This window comes from Endozoicomonas sp. ONNA1 (genome assembly GCF_024606325.1).
Lineage (GTDB): Bacteria > Pseudomonadota > Gammaproteobacteria > Pseudomonadales > Endozoicomonadaceae > Endozoicomonas_A.
Genome location: NZ_JAHHPN010000224.1, coordinates 1 through 2,370, shown reverse-complemented (window position 1 = coordinate 2,370; position 2,370 = coordinate 1). Strand labels below are relative to the sequence as shown.

Annotated in this window: 1 protein-coding gene; it reads left to right on the top strand. The window is 46.2% G+C overall.

Annotated features, from left to right (window positions below; translation table 11 throughout):
• Positions 1 to 421 precede the first annotated feature (421 nt).
• The gene (locus tag KDK19_RS05330) at positions 422 to 2,080 is read left to right on the top strand and encodes a WD40 repeat domain-containing protein (protein WP_257291496.1); all 1,659 of its coding nucleotides are present in this window, start codon (positions 422 to 424) and stop codon (positions 2,078 to 2,080) included.
• Positions 2,081 to 2,370 lie beyond the last annotated feature (290 nt).

Below are 2,370 nucleotides of genomic sequence, written 5' to 3'. Positions count from 1 at the left end.
TATGGCCTCAGGTCCAATGGGTCATGGATAAAAAAAGCCATCATTTCTCACGGGCTTGTGATCACCTCGGCCAAATTCAGCCCCGATGGCCGAAATGTGTTGACCGTTTGTGCAGATCACACGGTGAGAATCACTGAACTGTGGAGGGGCGATTGATGATCGAATGAGCGTAGTTTTGCAAAGAACCCATCAAAAAACAGCGTTATATCGAAAGCCCGATGGCAATGTTTGCAGTGAGCATCAGTGAAAAAGTTTCCTTCTATCATTATTTTCCCGGATCAGGGTGTTGCTGTTGCTTAGTTCCATTGATCTCAATTTTCTGAACTTTCAGTCCAAAACCGGTTCTAAACGTTGAATTAATGCTAAATGTCCTTTCAAACCGAGGATAAATAGTGACTTTGAAGCTTTGAAGAAATCAGGCATGGACCCTTTGAAAAACAATGACAGCATTGTCGACTCACACTTGCCAACATCTGAGCGGCCTCGACCGGAGGAAGCACTGACGGGGGTCAGTGTTGGCAGGGAGGTTACTGTCAATGAGAACAATAAATCTTTATTACTCGATTTGCCCTATGTACCAAAATCTATGATTATTCGCTGCTTGGGTTTTCGAGAGATTACCCGGCTGGCAGAGGTATGCATATATCTTCGTGATCTTGTTAAAAGCGATAAAGCGCTGGAAAGAGCGTGGTATCGCCAGTTTCCATCACCATACCAATATCAACTAAAGACCATCGTTACGGCAAAAGATAAACAACAACTCCGCTATTGGTTGAGGCCATTTGCAAATAAGGACACTGTCGAGTCACTCATAAAAGATCAAAATTGTGCTTATTTTCCTGCTCTGCTGCTCTTCAACCACAGAAAACTGATGTTTCAATGTCAAAAATTCAAGCTAGTGGAAAAAGCCGAAATTATCCATAGTCAAACTATCAGTGTTGCCACCTTCAGTGCCGGTAGCCGTGATCTGGCCACCGTCAGTCACGATAAAAAAGTGAGAATCTATGGTCAGGAGGACGATGGATCATGGCAATCAAAAGCCACGATCACCCATAATGATTGGATCAGATCAGCCACCTTCAGCGCCGATGGCCGCCATCTGGTCACCGCCAGCCACGATAAAACAGCGAGCATCTACGGTCAGAAGGACGATGGATCATGGGAATCAGTAACCACCATTACCCATAATAACTGGGTCATTTCAGCCACCTTCAGTGCCGATGGCCGTCATCTGGTCACCGCCAGTCACGATAAAAGAGTGAGAATCTATGGTCAGGAGGACGATGGATCGTGGGAAGTAAAAGCCACCATTTCCCATGACAGATTCGTCACTGCCGCCACTTTCAGTCCCGATGGTCGCCATGTGGTGACCATCAGTGGGGATAGCATAGTGAAAATTCGTAGTCAGGAGGATGATGGATCATGGCGAGAAGAGCACACTATTCATGCAGGTTTTATCGTTTCGGCCAGGCTCAGCCCCGATAACCGACATCTGGCGCTATGTGGTGCAGATTACGCAGTAAAAATCTATGGGCAGGAGGCTGCTGGACCATGGGTAGAAAAAGACACCATCAAACACCAGCGCACACTTACCTCAATTCACTTCAGCGCCGATAGCCGCCATCTGGTCACCGCCAGTAAGGATCACACGGCGAAAATCTCTGACCTGCAAGACGATGGATCATGGAAAGAAATGACCACTATTCGGCATGATAATCGAGTTTACTCAGCCAACTTCAGCGCCGATTGCCGCCATGTGGTGAGCGCCAGTGAAGATAACACAGTGAAAATCTACAGCCTGAAGGGCACTGCATTATGGGAAGAAAAAGCCTGCATTTGCCACAAGGGGGCGGTCACCTCAGCCAACTTCAGCACCGATAGTCAAAATCTGGTGACTGCCAGTGAAGATAACACTGCGAAAATCTATGGTTTGCAGGCCAATGAGTCATGGCTGGAAAAAGCCACCATTCAACACAAGAAAGCAGTCACCTCAGCCAACTTCAGCACCGATGGCCAAAATGTAATGACCGTCAGTGAAGATAAAACGGTGAGAATCACCGAACTATGGAGGAGTGATTAAAAAAACAGTGTTATTTTTATGAACTTTTACTCTAAAACCGGTTCTAACCGTTTGAATCAATTTTAAATGTCCTTTCAAACCGTGGATAAATAATGACTTTGGAGCCTTGAGAGAAGCAGGTATGGGCCCTTTGAAAAACAATTCCAGCATTGACAGCTTACCCTTGCCAACACCGGAGCAGCCTCGATTGGAGGAAGCACCGACGGGTGTCAGTGCAGGCAGAGACGTTACTGTATATAACAACAATCAATGTTTATTACTCGATTTGCCCGTTGAACTAGAATCTGTGC

What these genes read in the sequence shown, in the direction of transcription:
- KDK19_RS05330 (WP_257291496.1), top strand. Translation starts at nt 422, where the DNA reads ATGGACCCTTTGAAAAACAATGACAGCATTGTCGACTCACACTTGCCA.